The organism is Pseudomonas sp. S30_BP2TU TE3576 (assembly GCF_050436025.1).
In the GTDB taxonomy this organism is placed as follows: Bacteria; Pseudomonadota; Gammaproteobacteria; order Pseudomonadales; family Pseudomonadaceae; genus Aquipseudomonas.
In genome coordinates this window covers 5274949-5293307 of record NZ_JBNDLK010000001.1, presented here as the reverse complement: position 1 = coordinate 5293307, position 18359 = coordinate 5274949, and the positions used below count along the sequence as shown (strand labels likewise).

At 52.1% G+C, this 18359-nt stretch carries 20 protein-coding genes; 15 read left to right on the top strand and 5 right to left on the bottom strand.

Annotated features, from left to right (window positions below):
• The first annotated feature begins 19 nt into the window (after nucleotides 1-19).
• The 12 genes from ABIA48_RS24095 (at nucleotide 20) to ABIA48_RS24040 (ending at nucleotide 11467) form a co-directional block, all read left to right on the top strand.
• Nucleotides 20-961, top strand: coding sequence for a hypothetical protein (locus ABIA48_RS24095; RefSeq protein ID WP_429491868.1), 942 nt, complete (start codon nucleotides 20-22; stop codon nucleotides 959-961).
• Nucleotides 942-1934, top strand: a complete 993-nt coding sequence (locus ABIA48_RS24090; protein ID WP_429491866.1) for a glycosyltransferase — start codon at nucleotides 942-944, stop codon at nucleotides 1932-1934. The genes ABIA48_RS24095 and ABIA48_RS24090 overlap by 20 nt, the downstream gene beginning before the upstream one ends.
• Nucleotides 1931-2671, top strand: a complete 741-nt coding sequence (locus ABIA48_RS24085; protein WP_429491864.1) for a WecB/TagA/CpsF family glycosyltransferase — start codon at nucleotides 1931-1933, stop codon at nucleotides 2669-2671. Before ABIA48_RS24090 ends, ABIA48_RS24085 begins: the two co-directional genes overlap by 4 nt.
• Before the next feature lie 92 nt (nucleotides 2672-2763).
• Nucleotides 2764-3870 carry a UDP-N-acetylmuramate dehydrogenase gene (gene murB / locus ABIA48_RS24080; RefSeq protein ID WP_429491862.1) on the top strand — a complete coding sequence of 369 codons (1107 nt, stop codon included), beginning with the start codon at nucleotides 2764-2766 and terminating at the stop codon, nucleotides 3868-3870.
• Between the two features lie 714 nt (nucleotides 3871-4584).
• Nucleotides 4585-4875, top strand: a complete 291-nt coding sequence (locus tag ABIA48_RS24075; RefSeq protein WP_429491860.1) for a hypothetical protein — start codon at nucleotides 4585-4587, stop codon at nucleotides 4873-4875.
• A gap of 88 nt (nucleotides 4876-4963) precedes the next feature.
• The gene (locus ABIA48_RS24070) at nucleotides 4964-6076 is read left to right on the top strand and encodes a polysaccharide biosynthesis/export family protein (RefSeq protein ID WP_429491858.1); all 1113 of its coding nucleotides are present in this window, start codon (nucleotides 4964-4966) and stop codon (nucleotides 6074-6076) included.
• A gap of 13 nt (nucleotides 6077-6089) precedes the next feature.
• Nucleotides 6090-6749 (top strand): YjbF family lipoprotein, encoded by a 660-nt coding sequence (locus ABIA48_RS24065; RefSeq protein WP_429491856.1) that lies wholly within the window; start codon nucleotides 6090-6092, stop codon nucleotides 6747-6749.
• Nucleotides 6746-7513 carry a capsule biosynthesis GfcC family protein gene (locus tag ABIA48_RS24060; RefSeq protein ID WP_429491854.1) on the top strand — a complete coding sequence of 256 codons (768 nt, stop codon included), beginning with the start codon at nucleotides 6746-6748 and terminating at the stop codon, nucleotides 7511-7513. Before ABIA48_RS24065 ends, ABIA48_RS24060 begins: the two co-directional genes overlap by 4 nt.
• Entirely contained in the window at nucleotides 7510-9594 is a 2085-nt protein-coding gene (locus tag ABIA48_RS24055; protein ID WP_429491852.1) for a YjbH domain-containing protein, read from the top strand. The genes ABIA48_RS24060 and ABIA48_RS24055 overlap by 4 nt, the downstream gene beginning before the upstream one ends.
• The gene (locus ABIA48_RS24050) at nucleotides 9591-9980 is read left to right on the top strand and encodes a VanZ family protein (protein ID WP_429491851.1); all 390 of its coding nucleotides are present in this window, start codon (nucleotides 9591-9593) and stop codon (nucleotides 9978-9980) included. The genes ABIA48_RS24055 and ABIA48_RS24050 overlap by 4 nt, the downstream gene beginning before the upstream one ends.
• A 122-nt stretch (nucleotides 9981-10102) precedes the next feature.
• Entirely contained in the window at nucleotides 10103-10936 is an 834-nt protein-coding gene (gene galU, locus ABIA48_RS24045; protein ID WP_310062149.1) for a UTP--glucose-1-phosphate uridylyltransferase GalU, read from the top strand.
• A 69-nt stretch (nucleotides 10937-11005) separates the two neighbouring features.
• Nucleotides 11006-11467 carry a mannose-1-phosphate guanylyltransferase gene (locus ABIA48_RS24040; RefSeq protein ID WP_429491849.1) on the top strand — a complete coding sequence of 154 codons (462 nt, stop codon included), beginning with the start codon at nucleotides 11006-11008 and terminating at the stop codon, nucleotides 11465-11467.
• Nucleotides 11468-11506: 39 nt separating this feature from the next.
• On the opposite strand, the gene ABIA48_RS24035 is transcribed toward ABIA48_RS24040, so the two are convergent.
• Both ABIA48_RS24035 and ABIA48_RS24030 read right to left on the bottom strand, forming a co-directional pair.
• Nucleotides 11507-12136: a hypothetical protein gene (locus ABIA48_RS24035; RefSeq protein ID WP_429491847.1), complete on the bottom strand. Its 630-nt coding sequence runs from the start codon at nucleotides 12134-12136 to the stop codon at nucleotides 11507-11509.
• 72 nt (nucleotides 12137-12208) lie between these two features.
• Nucleotides 12209-12583: a hypothetical protein gene (locus ABIA48_RS24030; RefSeq protein ID WP_429491845.1), complete on the bottom strand. Its 375-nt coding sequence runs from the start codon at nucleotides 12581-12583 to the stop codon at nucleotides 12209-12211.
• Between the two features lie 471 nt (nucleotides 12584-13054).
• On the opposite strand from ABIA48_RS24030, the gene tal reads away from it, so the two are divergent.
• Nucleotides 13055-13981: a transaldolase gene (tal, locus tag ABIA48_RS24025; RefSeq protein ID WP_429491843.1), complete on the top strand. Its 927-nt coding sequence runs from the start codon at nucleotides 13055-13057 to the stop codon at nucleotides 13979-13981.
• Nucleotides 13982-14287: 306 nt separating this feature from the next.
• Here the strand turns inward: tal and rssC are convergent, their stop codons facing one another.
• The 3 genes from rssC to ABIA48_RS24010 form a co-directional block, all read right to left on the bottom strand.
• Complete coding sequence (rssC, locus tag ABIA48_RS24020) at nucleotides 14288-14770, bottom strand: anti-sigma factor antagonist RssC (protein ID WP_429491841.1); 483 nt, start codon at nucleotides 14768-14770, stop codon at nucleotides 14288-14290.
• Complete coding sequence (rssB, locus tag ABIA48_RS24015) at nucleotides 14770-15951, bottom strand: two-component system response regulator RssB (RefSeq protein WP_007984301.1); 1182 nt, start codon at nucleotides 15949-15951, stop codon at nucleotides 14770-14772. The genes rssC and rssB overlap by 1 nt, the downstream gene beginning before the upstream one ends.
• A gap of 388 nt (nucleotides 15952-16339) precedes the next feature.
• The gene (locus ABIA48_RS24010) at nucleotides 16340-17029 is read right to left on the bottom strand and encodes an MlaA family lipoprotein (protein WP_429491839.1); all 690 of its coding nucleotides are present in this window, start codon (nucleotides 17027-17029) and stop codon (nucleotides 16340-16342) included.
• A gap of 201 nt (nucleotides 17030-17230) precedes the next feature.
• On the opposite strand from ABIA48_RS24010, the gene ABIA48_RS24005 reads away from it, so the two are divergent.
• Complete coding sequence (locus tag ABIA48_RS24005; RefSeq protein ID WP_429491837.1) at nucleotides 17231-17851, top strand: HAD family phosphatase; 621 nt, start codon at nucleotides 17231-17233, stop codon at nucleotides 17849-17851.
• 109 nt (nucleotides 17852-17960) lie between these two features.
• On the top strand, nucleotides 17961-18224 hold the full coding sequence (locus tag ABIA48_RS24000) for a DUF4404 family protein (protein ID WP_095151804.1): 264 nt from the start codon (nucleotides 17961-17963) through the stop codon (nucleotides 18222-18224).
• The last annotated feature ends 135 nt before the right edge of the window (nucleotides 18225-18359 follow it).

Here is an 18359-nt window from a genome sequence, read left to right as displayed (position 1 = left end):
CTTGGCAAAGAACTTAGACGTGTACTTTTCCATACTGTCTTATTTAGCCATCTATGCGCTGATGTATATATTCATAAACCATGTGTACGCTTACGTTAACTGGAGCAAACTCTCTAAACTTGCAGTTGTTACATTGGTTTCGACGGGACTCATACAATATCTTTTTATTAACGTATTTAATATTCAATTAGAACTCCGGGGACTGGACTCCAGCTACTACGCAAACAAAGGAAATTTAGGGACCCGTATGCGAGGCTTTTTTTTAGAGCCTAACTGGTATGGACTTGCTTTATTTTCTTGGCTTTTTTTATACTATTATCATCAACAACAAAAAAAATGGACTGATTATGGATTGGCTTCCTTATCAATCCTTTGTCTGTATCTGAGTGAAAATAGAACCATCTTCATACTCTTAGCTATTTGTGTGTTTAGCATTTACGCTGAGCGGCACTTAAAATCATTCCGACGAATAATCCCAATCGCTATCGTTGCTACTGCCGCCATTATCTATTTTTATTTCTCCGTAGCTGTAAATGACTTTGATGATAGGTCGGCCATGGCCAGGACCTACACCGCAGCAAACATTATCAACATTTGGTTAACCGATAACCTAGTCACAAAAATGATTGGCCACGGACTCTCTAACTGGGGTTACTACTCCAACATTTTAGAGTTCAGTAGGAGTAACTACACTTTTGACCAAGCACTAACCAGACGTGACAACGCTGAAATATATGTATATTTATTTGAGATGGGAGCAATTTCTTTTGCGATTTTCGCATATGATTTATTTAACATAGGAAAAAAATCCAGAACATTATCCCCACCAATATTTGTAGCTTGCTTATATCTCTCATCTTTATTCTATCCGATTTACGGCTTTATCATGTACCTTATTCCCCTAATGGTAATCAGATGTGGAATATTCAGAGGACAACAGAATGCTAATCCACTTAATTAACCATTCTTCCAAGGAATTAGGAGGCGCGCAAAAAATATTAAAGCTTCTTTATGACGACAACGCAGAAGAATCAAAAATCATTTCATTTGACTATATCCTAGATAAAAATGGTCAACGGCGATCGAGCGTTCTCTATGCCTTCTTATTATTTGCTATCGAATTAATCAAAAACCCAAACAACACATTTATTATTCACCACCGCATGTTTCTTCTACCCTTTATACTTGCCAGAAGAATCAATGTTATATTCGTATGCCATAGTATTTTTCCTAATAAAAATTATATATTCAGCCTCCTGAGCAATACTAAATGCATTGCAGTATCACCCGAAGTCAAAAACTATCTGCTCGATTTAAACCCAAAACTCAATGTCGTGACTATTTCTAATGGGGTATCGAGTAATCCATCAGAAAACTTTGAGCACCTAGACAACGACCTATTTGAAGTTGGATATATTGGACGCCTGGGTGTTGAAAAAGGAATTGATATCCTACTTGATGCCTTTATTATATTTTCAAAGCAAAATAGTCATATTAAAACCAAACTACACATCGTCGGTTCAGGAGAGCTTGAGTCATTACTATTAGCAAAAATCCAATCAGAACAAATGGAGGGAACCATTGTACTTCATGGTTATTCTGAAACGCCATTTACTACACTCAAAAATATAGATCTATTAGTTGTCCCTTCTCAATACGAGGGTTTTGGGCTGGTTTTTTATGAGGCATTGGAAAGACGACATATGGTGTTAGCATCCAACATCCCAGTATTCCGAAAAAAGGATAACGATGCAGGAGTGTATTTTTTCACACCCAATGATCTAATAGACTTGGTTGAAAAAATAACCACATGTTACAAGAACCAAAAAAAATGGCTAGACAACAATAACACTTCCACAAAGCGGCATGACTTTTTTACAGTAGATGAAATGCTATCAAGATATAAAACAGCTTTAAAGGTGCATGCTAAATGAACGACAACAATCTATTCGGCCTCCGTTACGAACTTGATTCAAAAGCAGAGACCATTTCAAAAATCTGTGCATCTATAGACAGCGGGCGAAAGTGTTTTGTTCGAAGCGACTTAAACGTTGCAACTATTGTAAACTGCCAAAAAGATCCAATACTTTTAAAGGCAGTCAACAGCTCTCATCTTATTAATATCGACGGGATGGGTGCGTTATGGGGGGCGAAACTACTAAAACTCGCAATTCCCGAACGGGTAGCTGGTGTAGATTTGTTCACTGAACTATTAGAAGTTGCAGAAAAAAACAAGTACTCTGTGTATTTTCTCGGCGCTACTAGTCTAGTACTAGCGAACATGATTGAAAACGTTTCGAGCCGATTAACCAATCTCAAAATAGCAGGATATAACGATGGCTATTTTTGGGGAAGGGAGGCTGAAATAGTCGATCAGATCAATGCATCGGGTGCGAATATGCTTTTTATAGGTATCAAGTCGCCTGAGAAAGAGATGTTTATCTACAAGTGGGCTCCGAAACTTAACGTCGAATTTGTCATGGGCGTCGGTGGTAGTTTTGATGTCGTTTCTGGAAAAGTTAAACGTGCTCCTAGATGGATGCAAAATTCCGGATTGGAATGGGCATTCAGGATTTATCAAGAGCCGCGACGCATGTGGAAAAGGTATTTAACGTCAAACTTTGCCTTCCTGAAAATGTTAATTCAGAGGAAACTAGAGACTAAATCATAGCAGAAGTAGCTAGAAGCACTACCCCTCCAAGGCTCTGCTTTATAACTCACTCAAATCAACCACCCGCCCATCTAGATCACGAAGTCAATACTATGAACCTGAGTAATAAAATCCAAAACTCATTCAAAGTTAAATCACATTGCACTGAAATTTTTAAAGTGCACACTGTCGATAGCTTGGTCAGTAAAGGAAAAGGTGGACTTTTCACTTCAAAGACCTCAATCGTAGGTGGTGGATATAACATTATCCCTAGAAGTTTTGTAGACGGCCTAGTAGTGCAGTCCAATCTAAGCACCATAGAAACGACTGAAGACGACAACAGCCATGTACTAGTTAAAGTTGGCTCTGGTGTTGTTTGGGATGACCTTGTAGGCTTTACTGTTAGCAAAGGCTATCTCGGGTTGGAAAATCTATCCTTAATTCCAGGTTCGGTTGGCGCGGCACCGGTGCAAAATATTGGTGCATACGGTGCGGAAGCTTCTACATTCATTCAAACGGTTCATTGCTACAACTTAAAAACTGGGATTTTCAGTGATTTAAGTAAAGACGAATGCGAGTTTGGCTATCGAACTAGTCATTTCAAATCCAAACCTGAACTTTTCATTTGCTATGTTACCTTTAGACTATGCAAATCAAACTTATCAGTAAAAGAGTTGATCAACTCAACAAAATATTCAAAGCTCGAATTTCTGAAGGACACCTTTCGCCTAATACGTCTCTCCTTTAAAAGTATAACGCTTAAATTTTCCCCTCGACCAAAAATCAAATTTAGCTTCTCTTGCATTCGGGATATTTTAACGCTTTGCATTCTCCCAGCTAAAATCAAGCGCAAGATTGTAAGTGTTATTAGGACCAAGACCCTTCACAACCCTGACAAAATAGGAAATTGCGGTTGTTTTTTTAAATGCCCTATTTTACCTAATGCAGAGTTTGAGGACTTAAGAAATCAGTTCCCAGAAATCGAATGGTTTGAGCACGACAAACAATCGGTTAAAATATCGGCTTGCTGGCTTATGAAAAACACCAATTGGGCCGGAAAAAAAGCCAATAACGTACTTACCGATACAAAACGTCCTGTCGTTTTATTAAATGCCGGAAGTGCTACCGGAGAGGACGTGCTGCATGTTATGAGCCAAATACAGCATGATATTAAATCGAAATTCAATATCTCCCTAGAGGCCGAAGTAGTCGTACTATAACACTCTATAATCATACCGAGCTTCTCAGCCAGTCTATAAACCTTGCAATGCAGACGAGGGATCTAGGGCATGATAGAGCGTTCAAAAACAATGACTTTAGCGACTTAGAGTATAGAGATCACTTAACAGCAATTAGAATTCGTAATTTTCAATACTGTGCGCTTACGAAAAATAGCGAAGACTTCCCGAAAAATCAAAAATCGCACACAGCTTTTCGGTAGTTGATTATTTTTACTGTGCGGCGAGAGCTAAATCAGTCGGTTTGGAAAACCATTAGCGTAATGCTGGGTCGCCCCAAAAAAGGTCGCCCATTAGTTGGATTGGAAAACCACGTGTGGCTTGCCGAAAATGATGGCCGATACTTCGCACTGGCAAGCCGCTAACCCACAACGCTATGGCCAGTGCCACTGCTCATCACTTGTATGGCGTGGAAATCAGGTGCGAAGCACGACATTTGCACCACATACCCGATAACAATTGTTAGAAACAGCGGTCGCGTTATAAAACGTCAGACCCGTTAGACGTCCTACGCAGGTATTCTTGAGGCAATAATCGCAAGATAAATCTCACTGAGGAATGACCCAAAGGTCCACTCTCATCGAGTTCGAATCGATACTATCCTTAACGTTACTGGACGCTCAGCGTTTTTGGCCTTGCACGCTCGCTTCTTCGTTTCACCGCCAATACCGACGATGCATCAAAAAGGAATCTACCATGACCAAACTACTTGCTTCCGTTCTAATGCTTTCTTTGAGTGCCTCTGTTATGGCCGCTGAGCCTCCAGCAGCGTCTTCTGCTCCAGGCACACCTGCAAAACCCGCAGCAAACGCTCCTTTGAGTCTGAACACCCCTCTCGTGGGCAGCCTGACCACAGGGACTGCTCTCGGCATCGGCGCCGCGGTTATAGCCGGAGCCGCAGCGCTGTCATCCAGTGGTGGCGGAAACAACAATGACGGTGGCACTACCGGCACTACCGGCACCACAGGCACCACCGGTACACGCTAAGCGCACCGCGAGGTCGATAGCCTTCTACCACCCGGAGCAATCCGGGTGGTTCCGTTCTGATGTGTTCCCTCCACAAGTGTCCTCAATCATGATTCGTAGTTTGTCGCTCGCTGTGCTTGCAGGTGTTGCCCTGCAAGGCTGTATGTTCTCGCCCGGTCAACACCTGGATACCAGCCAGGTCGGCCGTGATGGCTCACCGGAAAGCAGTCGGATCGAGTTGATTCCGATAACGCCCAAACTGATTGCCCAGAACGCGGCGACAAAAATGCAAGCCTCGGTGCCCGCCGAGTTGCTGGCGTACAAGCCGGGTGCTTACCGGATTGGCGCCAATGATGTGTTGTACATCACTGTGTGGGACCATCCTGAGTTGACTGCACCATCGGGTGCACAACAGCAAATTGATGCGAACGGCCGTCTGGTACGCCCGGACGGCACCATGTTTTATCCCTATATCGGCAATATTCATGCCGCCGGCAAAACCATCGAGGAGCTACGCGGTTTTATTGCCGAGCGCCTGACGCAATTCGTCGACAGCCCCCAGGTTGACTTGAGTGTTTTGCGCTTTGCCAGTCAAAAAGTAGTTGTTTCCGGTGCTATTTTGAAAGCCGGTCAACAACCCATTACCACTTCGCCGCTCAGTGTCGTCGAAGCCATGGGTACTGCTACTGTCGATCCATTGAATGCCGACCTTGCCGGCCTGACACTGACCCGGGACGGACGTGAGTATCCGCTCGACTTGGACTCGCTTAACAGCAAAGGCTCGCAGTTGCATAACGTCTATTTGAAAGACGGCGATCAGTTGTACCTGCCCTACAACGACCGGAAAAAGATCTACGTCATGGGTGAGGTCAGCCAGCCTCGGGCGCTCACGTTCAAAATCAATCGGATGAATCTGGCCGATGCGATCGGAACGGTCGGTGGACTGAACCAGACCACCTCCAATGGCAATGCGCTGTATGTCATTCGAGGTGCCGAGAACCTTGAAACCGAGCCGGCAAAAGTCTTTCAACTGGACGCCGAATCGCCTACCGCGTTTGCTATCGCCAGCCGCTTCGATCTGCAACCCCAGGACATTGTCTACGTCGGCCCTGCAGGCGTGACCCGCTGGAACCGCTTGATCAGTCAATTGCTGCCCTCGGCTCTTATCCTGGGTACCGGAGCAGCGGCTCAAAATAATCTCAGTGAAGCCAGCAGTCGATAAGGTTTGAGCCGCTTTGAAAACTTTGCGTAACAGCTCATGCCTGGCGGTGGGTTTACTGCTGTGTGGCTGTAATCCCTTGATGCAGGCGTCCCTGGATACCTTTAAAGCCTCCACACTGGGCGTCCAGCCGCTGGAAGTGACTGCGGCGCAAGTGGAGGCCCTGCCCTATGCGCAGATAAAGGTCACCACGGACGCCAGCGAAGGTGTGTTGGCCAAGCTTCGTCAGCAGGACGACCTGGAGTTCTGGGTCGCCTCCGGCAAGCAAGTGTTGTTGATGCGAGATGGTCTGGTCGTGCGCACTGTCGGCCTGGGCATTAATCTCGATGGCACGCGCTTCAACGGCGAGTCGCCGTTCAAGCTTGGCTTGCAGCGATTGCCCGATGGTTACAGCAGTACTCGCTGGATAGATACCTATCAGGGTCCGCGGGTCGGACTGGCGGTTAACAGTCGATTCAGTCGAGAGGCCATCGAAACCGTCACCATCCTGGACAAGGACTATGCGTTGCAGCGCATAGACGAACGCATCGACATACCCGAGCTGGGATTCAAGGCCACCAACCGTTTTTGGGTCAGGCCTGCCGATGGCTTGATCCTGCAGAGCGAACAACATCTCACGCCGGAACTTTTCTTGAAGATTGTGCAATTGCGCCCTGACCGGGAGACGGCTCGGTGAGATATTCGAAAACGCTGTCGGCTTGCCTGTTGCTGGCAAGTTCTGCGATGACTCAGGCCGCTGTCACAGTCACGGGTGACGTACTAAACGCCGGATCCTTCACGTTCGTGCCAGGTGCACGCCTGCTCGATGCCGTCAGCCAGGGACGTCCGAACCCCGAAAGTTACTGGCTGGCCGCCGCCTGGCTGCACCAGCCATTGATGGAGCAGCAAACCCGCCTTAAAGCCGGGGTGCTGTTCGATCTGAAATTGCTTCAACGTGGCGCCCTGCTGGAAGACAACAACAGCCTTGCAGCTCTGGCTGCGCGCCTGTTTGAAGAGGTCAGCCGACTACCCGTCACCGGCCGAAAAGTCGCGGCGCTCGACCCCGTGGCGCTGGAAGTCGCGTTCGCCCTCAATTACTCGCTCAATGACGGCGACCATCTGATCTACCCCCGACGCCCGTCTACGGTCACCGTCCTGGGCGCAGTGGAAAAGTCCTGCACGCTGCCGTATCGCGCCCCGCAACAAGCCCATGAATATCTCAAAAGCTGTCTGCCAGTGACCGACGCAGATGCTGATTACGTGTGGCTGATTAATCCCGACGGCCAGGTCAAGCGAGTCGGTATCGCTGGCTGGAACCGCGAAGATGGGGTGTTTGTCGCCGCAGGCAGCACAATTCTGGTGCCCGTGCGCAACGATGATCCGGACCTGCCCACCCCCGACTTGAACGAGCAGCTTGCCCAGTTTCTCGCCACCCAACCGCTGCCCGAGGTGGCCCCTTGAAGTTACGTTTTGCCGCCGTAGTGTTGTTGCCCTACAGCTTGGCTCATGCTGAGCCGCGTTTTACCCAGAATGATTTCGGTGGCGTGGGTTTGTTGCAAACCCCCACCGCACGGATGGCGCCTGCTGGCGAATTCAGCCTGAACGCCAACCGGACAGAGCCATATTCTCGCTATAGCATTTCAATACAGCCCCTTGACTGGCTGGAAGGCAGTTTTCGTTATACCGCTATCAGCAACCGTAAATACGGGGCCGAATCATTCAGTGGCGACCAGAGTTATAAAGACAAGGCGGTCGATGTCAAAGCCCGCCTCTGGCAAGAAAGCCACTGGTTGCCCGAGGTCGCGCTCGGCTTTCGGGATGTCGGGGGCACCGGCCTGTTCTCCAGCGAATACTTTGTGGCAAACAAACGTTACTACGATCTGGATTTCAGCCTGGGCGTTGCTTGGGGCTACATCGGTAACCGCGGGGATTTCGAAAACCCGCTGGGGTACCTCGATGAGCGCTTTGATACACGCCCGGTAAACACGGGCGCAGACGCGGGCAACGTCAATACCGGCTCGTATTTTCGAGGCTCGCCCGCGTTGTTTGGCGGCGTAGCCTATCAGACGCCCTGGTCGCCCCTGAGCTTGAAACTCGAGTTCGACGGTAACGACTACAAGCACGAGCCGCTAAAGAGTAGTCTGAAGCAGGACACGCCCATAAACATCGGGGCGGTGTTCAAGCTAACTGACTCAGTCGATTTGACCGCCGGTTGGGAGCGCGGCAACACCGCGTTGTTCGGCATCACTTTTCATACCAATTTCGCCAGCCGCAAGGCGCCGGCCAAGCGCTACGACCCCGCTGTCGAAGCGCTGCCGGCACACGAGCCAACGACTCCGCTCGATCAGGTCGACTGGGCTGGGGTTTCCAAACGACTGGAAAACAACGCAGGTTATAAGGTCGAGCGCATTGCTCAGCGCGATTCCGAGCTGATTGTGTATGGCGAGCAGTCGCGCTATTTCTACTCAGCCAAAGGCGTGGGCCGGGCCAGCCGGATTCTGGACAACAGCGCGAATGACGAAATCGACTGGTTCACGATGGTGAACAAGCGTTACGACATGCCTGTGGAAGAAACCAGTGTGCCGCGCGAAACCTTCCGGGCCGTGGTGAACAACCAACAAGACCTTACAGACCTGCACCGCACCACCGAATTGAACCGGGCCACGCCGCACATTGAAAACACACTGTACACCCAGGCTCTCGATCGTTTCACCTATGGTATTGGCTTGGGTTACAAGCAAAACGTTGGCGGTCCCGACGGCATGCTGTACCAACTGACTGCTGATGTGGACGCAGAATACCGCTTTACCCGCAGTACGTGGACGAGCGGGGTCATAAGCACCAATCTGCTGAACAACTTTGATAAGTTCAAGTACGACGCGCCGAGCAACCTGCCCCGAGTGCGGACCGATTTGCGCAAGTACGTCATCACCTCTGATGTAACAATGCCGACATTTCAGCTCAACCATGCCAAGCAACTGGATCAAGACTTGTTTGGCATGGTGTATGGCGGTTATCTGGAGTCAATGTTCGCCGGGGTCGGCGGTGAATTGCTGTACCGCCCCATGGGCGAGCGCTGGGCCGTGGGTGCAGACTTGAACTATGTACGCCAGCGCGAATTTGACCAGGGTTTTGGTCTGCGCGATTACAAGACCGCGACCGGTCACATCACCACCTATACCGAACTGCCTTTCGATTTGCAGGCGGCGGTCAGTGTCGGGCGTTACCTGGCGCGCGATTGGGGTGCCACGTTCGATCTGTCGCATGAGTTCAGTAACGGCGTGAAGTTCGGTGGCTGGGTCACCCGCACCACGGCCACGTCAGAAGAGTTCGGCGAGGGTAGCTTCGACAAAGGTATCTATATCTCGGTCCCCTTCGACGAGTTGATGAGCGTTTCCACGATGCGTCGTGCCAATCTGGTCTGGGCTCCGTTGACCCGCGATGGTGGCGCGCGTCTTAACCGCCAGTATTCGCTGTACACAATGACCAATGGCCGCGACAAAGATGCGTTCTATAAAAACTTTGAGAAGATCACCGAATGAGTTCGTTACTCCTGGGTGTCACACAACTTTCCCAATGGATACGCACGCTGTTTTTCATCATCGTCAGTGTGGTCTTGCTGACCGCCGCTTTGCGAGCGCAACCGATTCCCGAAGCCTTTGCCCAGGAAGACAAGCTGCATCACCTGGTTGGTTTTTTCGCATTGTCTTTTAGTTGCCAGTTGGCCTTCCTGCGGGTCAAAGCGCGCTGGATCGCCTTGGGCTGTCTGCTGACGGGGATCCTGATCGAATATGCACAAGCACTGATGCCGCTGCGCACGGCATCACCTTACGACGCCTTGGCCAATACTGTCGGTGTGTTGATCGGTTTGATTGTGTGGCGTTGTAAGCAGCCAGTCAAACAATCCGTTGAGCTCACGGATACTTAAGACCATGGCTTCGTCCGTGAGCATAACGAGAATTGGGAGGCACTGCCCATTGGCGGGGACAACTTAGTGCTGTCCGCAGTAAATGATGGTTTCTCTTATACATTGGAGTAAAGGACGCTTCTATGATCCGTAAATGTCTGTTCCCTGCTGCCGGCTATGGCACGCGCTTTCTGCCCGCTACCAAGTCGATGCCAAAGGAAATGCTGCCGATCGTCAACAAGCCGTTGATCCAGTACGGAGTTGAGGAAGCACGGGATGCCGGCCTGCAGCACATGGCGATCGTCACCGGGCGCGGCAAGCGGGCGCTGGAAGACCATTTCGATATCAGCTACGAACTGGAGCATCAGATTCGTGGTACCGACAAGGAGAACTTTCTCAACGGTACCCGCGAGTTGATGGATACGTGCACCTTTTCCTATACCCGCCAGGTAGAGATGAAGGGGTTGGGGCATGCGATTCTCTCCGGCCGTTCGCTGATCGGCGATGAGCCGTTCGCGGTGGTGCTGGCAGACGACTTGTGCTTGAACCTGGATGGCGATGGTGTGCTTACCCAGATGATCAAGCTGTACAAGCAGTTCCGGTGCTCGATCGTAGCGATCCAGGAAGTGCCTATGGATCAGACTAGCAAGTACGGGATTATTGCGGGCGAGCAGATTAGGGAAGGGATTTACCGTGTTAACAGCATGGTCGAGAAGCCACAGCCGGAAGATGCACCGTCCAACCTGGCAATCATCGGCCGGTACATCCTGACGGCGGATATCTTCGACCTGATCGAGGATACCGAGCCGGGCAAGGGTGGCGAGATTCAGATCACCGATGCGCTGATGAAGCAGGCCCAGAATGGTTGTGTACTGGCGTATAAGTTCCAGGGCACGCGTTTCGACTGCGGTGGCGCCGAAGGCTATATCGCTGCGACCAATTTCTGTTATGAGAGTTTGTATAAGCAAGGCCTGTAATCGGTATTTTTTTAGCGCTTGGGTGCCGCATTTCTGAGCGGCCATAAACCTTTTGCAAGGCAGACCACTATGAACGCTTCCAGATCACCTATCGACTCTGTCTATACATCGCTGGACCCTTTTGCACCGGGCAATATGGTTTTTGGGCAGAAGTTCACCGAGGGCAACAGTGGATTGATGGCCTGGTTGCGGACGTACGAAAGAGCACCCTCCGCAAACTCCACTCAACCCAGATTACTGGTGGAACGCATTGGGCTCTTCCCCTCCTCCGGGGAAATTCGATGTGCAGTCCGCAATCCGACTGACGTACTAGAACATCTCTGTTCCCTGTATGCCGGTAAGGCACTGGACATGGACGAGAGCAATGGCCTAAGCCTGACGTTCACTGAGTGGCGTTTCAAAGTCCACCTTTCGGAGACCGAATCTGAAATCCTGCTAACCGTTGAGAGTCGCGGCGATGTAGCCCTGATGCAGTTGAAAACTGCAGAGTTGTTGGCCCGGATTGAAGAGAAAAACAGTAGTGAGTCCTAGCCCCCGCATTCTTGCCAGGACTCAAAATCAAGCCAACCTCTATAACCGTGACGCCCTGTCAGAGGTGCGCCAATGAGGCTGCATAAAAGCCTTTTCCGCCCCCGACAGGGTCACCGCTAGCGAGTTCAAGACCCCCTCTGCGGTGTACTTGGGAATGCTCGTACTCATTAGAATTACCGCCAACCCCAGCACCAGCGCCTGCCGGGGAATTTTGCGGATTTCCTTTCTCTCCAGCCTGAAAAGAAATACGCACGCCGCGGCTGAGCCCACAACCGCTCCGGCAATGGCTTCCGGCAGAGGATGAATTGTCTGCCCGACATACTGGATGCTGAACCACCAGGTCGACAGCAGCCCCGCCCCCAATGCCAGCCATCGAAGCCGATGATCCAGTTGGCGAAACAGCAAACTCAGTACAACGGTCGACACCAGGCAGGCGTTCATTGCGTGGCCGCTGATGACCGCGATATTCAGGCTTTCCAGGCCGATTCCCCAGCCCTTGAACAGCACTTTACTGAGACCTACGACGAAATAGGCTACGAACAGTACGCCTAGCCAAAGAACGGCGAGTTTTCTGGATGCCATGCACCATAACCAACCTGCGACGACCATGGCCGCTGGAAGCATGACGGTGATTCCGGCGTATTGAGCGATGTACAGTTTTGACTCCAATCTACTTCCTCACCGCCTCATGCAATTTTCCAGTGCAATGGACACTGGGTGCGTGTTCAGTAGATACAACGCTCATTGATCAACAAAGCACTTCAGACGATTCTCTACGACAACCACCGAATAACTGGCGATGTGCATTGCCAGTCCGTCCTCTACCAGCGCTTCCAGCAAGGCAACTTGTGCCGCGAAACGCTGGTTGCGCTTGAGTTTTCGAGAGGCGTGCATCTGATCGATCAGGACATGGGTCACTTGATATGGGGTATTGCCTCGCAGACGCCGCAGCCAGACGGGGATTTTTTTTGCGGTTTTGGATTGTCTGATATCCAGCAAGCACGTCGCCTTGTCCGAAGCGGTGTTTTTCGAAACCTCCACGATTTCTTCAAATACGTCGGTCAATTTTTTTAGTGCATAGCCAAGCATCAAATCATCAAACGCATCCAAACACATATACCTCTTCACGTTGTGAAGTTATTTCTACAAACACACACTCCCAATTATTACATTACACTTTATTTTATATTTGTACTGGACGTATTCTAACGACCAAAACTTCTGCCAGATAACATTACACCTGCTAGCGCGAAGACCAACTTGACCAGGGTGTTAATTGACTTTTTATAACAATTATTGAGCCCGCAATCGAACTATATAGACTTCAACGATATCGTTAATTACACGTAAGGTGCCGCGAGAGTTAACAGAGGATTCAGGCGTCGAATGATCTGATTACAAGGCGCTAACCGTCAGATGAGTTGAACCTGTCAGCCCGATTGGCATCCTATTTATCGATACCGCGCCCCACCTTTCAAACACCCGTTTTCAGGTTGTTGCCACAGGGGGCATTGATACACGCACGCACCCTTGAGTGGCTGTCAGCGCTCGGGTAATGTCAACAGATCCATAGGACAGAGCACGCCCATGACTTCCAAGCTGGAACAACTCAAACAAATGACGACCGTAGTTGCCGACACCGGCGACTTCGAAGCTATCGCTCGCGTTAAACCCGTGGACGCCACCACCAACCCTTCCCTGCTGCTCAAGGCTGCGGCCATTCCGGCTTATGCCGAACTGCTGAACGCCAGCGTCAATGACTGCAAGGGCGATGTGGGCCTGGCCAGCGACCGTTTTGGCGTGGCCGTGGGACAAGAAATCCTGAAAGTGATTCCGGGCCGTATTTCCACCGAAGTGGATGCGCGCCTGTCGTTCGACACCGACGCCATGTTGAAGCGTGCGCATCGTTTGATCGAACTGTACGACAAGGCCGGAATTGGCCGCGACCGCGTGCTGATCAAGATCGCGTCCACCTGGGAAGGCATCCGCGCTGCCGAAATCCTGGAAAAGGAAGGCATCCAGACCAACCTGACCCTGCTGTTTTCCTTCGCTCAGGCGGCCGCCTGTGCCGACGCCGGGGTGTTCCTGATTTCGCCGTTCGTGGGCCGTATCTACGACTGGTACAAGAAAGCCACCGGCAACGACTACCTCGGTGCAGACGATCCGGGTGTGCAGTCGGTGACGCGCATCTACAACTACTACAAAGCCAATGACTACAAGACTGTGGTCATGGGGGCGAGCTTCCGCAATCTGGGGCAGATCGAGCAACTGGCCGGCTGCGACCGCCTGACCATCAGCCCGGACCTGATCGACAAGCTGGCTGCGGATACCGGCAAGCTGGAGCGCAAACTGGTGCCGGGCCATGCCGGTGAAGCGCGCTTGAGCCTCAACGAATCGCAGTTCCGCTGGTTGTCCAACGAAGATGCGATGGCGACCGAAAAACTGGCTGAAGGTATTCGTCAGTTCGCCCGGGATCAGGAGAAGCTTGAGGCGTTGTTGCAGGCCAAGCTGTGATCTGAATTGATGTAATGCAAAAAGGGCGAACCTTGGTGGGTTCGCCCTTTTTTGTCAGCCATCTCGCACTCACAGGTATTGTGGGTTGAAATCGAATCGTGCGCCAAGTGCAAAACCAATGTGGGAGCGGGCTTGCTCGCGAAGGCGGCCTCGCATTCAACATTGCAGTGAACGGACTGACGCCTTCGCGGGCAAGCCCGCTCCCACAGTGGATTGTGGTGAATTGCAATTCTGTGTTTGACCAGAACCTTGTGGGAGCGAGCTTGCTCGCGATGGGGCCTGTCCGGCCCACATCAATTCAGTGGATCAGTGCCGCTCCAGCGCATTCACCAGGTCATGAAAGGCTTCGCGATTGGTGTCGTTCAGGCCCATGAGGATTTTGTGCGCTTCGAGCACTTTGATCCGCACCACTTCTTCGGACTGATCCTGGTCTGGCAGGTCGTCCAGGCATTCCGGGCACGGCACTGGCTGGTCAACGATGTTGAACACCTGTTCGAAGCCCATGGACTGCAGCAGGCGCGTGATGTCGTCGTGGGTGGTGACGACGGTCGGCAGCAGGCCGACTTTCTGCCGCGACAGGATCGATAGCTTGGCCAGCAGGCCAAGTGTGGTGCTGTCGATGCTGCGGGTTTCGGTCAGATCGATCACGATCGTGTTGAAATTCAACGCGCTGAAGATCCGCTCAATAGTCGCATCCAACGCCGAACACAGGGTCAGGCGAACTTCACCGACGAACTTCAGGACGAAGGTGCCGTCCTGCTCGGCGAACTGGATTCTACCGGTACTCATTAAAGATTCCTGCTCAACACCAACAGGGCGATATCATCCGGCATCTCCCCTAGCGTGGCCAATCCAAAAACCTGCCGCAACCCATCCAGGGTGCCGCCCGCAGCCTTGACCCGTTGAGGCAACGCTGCTTCTTTTTCTTTGAGTGTGGGTTCTGGCAAAAGATCCAGAATGCCATCAGACATCAGCGTCAGGCTGAACGTCGGCGGCAGTTCCAGCACGTGATCTTCATAGGTGGCTTCGTTGAAGAGGCCCACCGGCAGACCACGCCCGTCCAGATAACGAACACTGTCTGGCGTGTACAACACAGGCAACGGCAAATGACCGCCGATGCTATAGGTCAACAAACCGGTCTCCTCGTCGATGACTCCACCGACCATTGTGACGTGTTTACCCAGCTTACAACTGATCAGGCCCCGGTTGATATGACCAAGGACCTCTGAAGGCTTGAATTCCGGCAAGGTGCCGCTGCGCTTGGACTCGAACAGCAAGCGCGTGGTCATGAACTTCAACAGCACGGTGACGAAGGCTGAAGAGGCGCCATGACCGGAAACGTCCGCCAGATAGAAAGCTACCCGGCGCTCGTCGACCCGGAAGTAGTCGACGAAATCACCCGACAGGTACAGCGACGGGATGATCTGGTGAGCAAATTTGAACTCGTCGATGGCCCAGGGGCTGACCGGCAGCATGTTCATCTGCACCTGGCGACCGGCGTTCTGGTCCTCCTGGAGCAGGTTCAGGCTGGCAGCGAGCTCGCGGTTGGCCTTTTCCAGCTTCTCGCGGTAGCGCTGGTTCTCCAGCAGCAGGCGCGCGCGATCCAGGGCCCGGCGCACAGAGTGCTCGAGCACAGCCAGATCTTCGAGAGGCTTGATCAGGTAGTCCGCGGCGCCCAGGCGCAGGGCTTCGACCGCGTCGTTCATCACGCCCGCGCCCGAAACCACAATCACCGGCGTTTGCGGCGATAGCCCGGTCACCTGACGGATGAGTTCGAGTCCGCCCATCTGCGGCATGCGCAGATCGCAGATAACCAAGTCGGGCTTGTCTTGCTCGAATACCTGAAGACCTTGCTGACCATTGCTGGCCTGCAAGACGCTGAAACCACTGTCTTCCAAATAGGCGGCGAGGCTCGCGCGCACTACCTCGTCATCATCGATTATCAGCAGCGTGGCACTGGTTTTTGGCATGTGGGCAAACGGCGCCAGAATTAGGTTGGCGTAGCAGGCGGGGGTTTGGCCCGGCGCTGACTACTGGATTCGCTTTCTAGCCTCTCTGTCGCACCGCTTTCGGGCATTCGCCCTACACACATGTGCACCAGAGGTGCCCTTCTAAGGCGCAGACGGTACTCCCATCCGCGGGGCGTTTCAAGCTCACGCCGATGGTCGCTTGACGTCTTTATTTGTCAAATCACAGAGAGTTATAAGAACAGGCAAATCCGTAACCCAATGGAAGGATTGATTCCATGAGTCAAACCGGTCGGGACTACAGCGAAAAGCGCGATTTCATGCGCATGCGGGACTTCGCAGACAAAAAAAGGCGGCCTTGATGGCCGCCTTCTCAATTTACCGGTCGACGTTAAAAATCGTCTTCGACCTGACCGTCTTTCACCTTGAATTCACGGTTCTGCAAATACGCATTACGAATGAAGGTGTATTTGTCACCGGTGATCAGCTTCTCGCTCGACAGCAGGTTGGCCCGGGTATCGATGATGTCCAGGGCGTAGAACGAGTTACGCACCGGAATGTCGTTTACGTAACGATAAGCGCCGGTATAGCTGTCGACGTACTTCGACGGCGCATCACGCAAGGTGCTTGGCCCCAGGAGTGGCAGCATCACGTAAGGGCCGCTGCTGACACCCCAGTAACCCAGTGTCTGACCGAAGTCTTCGTCATTGCGTTGCAGGCCCATTTTGGTGCCGACATCGATCACGCCGAGCAAGCCGAAGGTGGTGTTGAAAATGATTCGCGCGGTATCCACGCCTGCAGCGTGAGGTTTGGCCTGCAGGATATCGTTGGCCAGGTTGCGCACATCACCGATGTTCCGGAAGAAATTGTGAACGCCGTCTTCGACAAACTGCGGCGTCACGTACTGGTAGCCCTGGGCCAGAGGCTTCAGGGCATAGGTGTCGATCACGTCGTTGAACTTGTAGATCGGGCGGTTGACGCTCTCCCAAGGATCCTCTTCCGTCGCTGCCTGGGCAACGAACGGAACCACCATCGCACTGGCGCACACACAAATCCTGGCTAGATAATTGCTCCAGCGCATAGAAAAAAACTCCTTGGTTTGTACTGGCTCGGGCACTTGGCCCAGGCAATAAGTTGGCAAGTATAAGACGTAAACGCCGTTTAAGGCACTTTGCACGGAATCCAGACCGAAGCAATCGTGCCAAATGTGAGCGATTCACATCCATGTCACTCAACTGTCACCGTCGCCCGCTAGCCTTCAGGCTATTTCAGGGACGTCCACATGCCACTCGCCGAAGCCTTGCCCCAAACCGCACCCAGCCTGACCGCCGTACTGTTCGGGCTCAGTGGCTGCCTGGTGGATTTCGGCGCGCACACGCACCGGCACGGCAGTCACTCGAGCGAACACGCCGAGGCCACACCCGGCGCACTGGATAGCCTGCGCAGTTTGCAGCGCCAGCACATCCCTTGCGCCTGGCTCGATGAACTTCCTCCGGCCCTCAGCCAATCCCTGGCCGCTGCGCTGCCGAAATGGATCAAACCCACGCAACATCCAGCAACAAATAATCCATGGCCCGCCCCGAATGCCTGCTGGCAAGCCTTGATGGCCCTGAACGTCGAGCGACTCGACGGCTGTGTACTGGTGAGCGGCGAGCCCCGCTTGCTGCAATCGGGACTCAACGCCGGGTTGTGGACCATCGGCCTGGCGTCCTGCGGTTCGCTGTGCGGGTTGACGCCTCAGGAATGGCAAGCATTGCCCCCGCAAGAACGCGACATCAAACGCGCCAAGGCCACGATGCAACTGTTCGGTCTGGGCGTGCATTCGGTGATCGATCACCTCGGTGAACTCGACACCTGCCTGGCCGATATCTGCCTGCGTCGACTCAAGGGCGAAAAGCCCTGACAGAGATCATGCACGTTATGCACGAGTGGATTAATCTAAAGGTCAGCCATAGACCTTTGGCGTGCTGCCGTGGTCTATGCCAGTGCCAATCGAGAGAAGGAAGAACGCCATGCCTGCCCGCGAACTGCAAGAACAGCTCAATGCCCTGCGCGAGCAATTGGAACAGAATCCTCCACTGTCCGAAGCCGAACGCGCCGAGTTACACGAACTGATGCAACAGATCGAGTTGAAGCTTGAGCTTGAAACCAAAACCCAGGATTCCAGCCTCGCCGACGGTGTGAACCTGGCCGTTGAGCGCTTCGAACTCGAACATCCGACACTTGCCGGCACCCTGCGCAACATCGGGCTGGCCTTGGCCAACATGGGGATCTGAACCCCGCCAGATGCAAAAAAGCCCTGCTAGCAATAGCAGGGCTTTTTCACTTCTACGACTGACAATGCAAATCCCCTGTGGGAGCGGGCTTGCCCGCGAAAGCGGTGGGTCACTCAACATCATCGTTGAATGTGA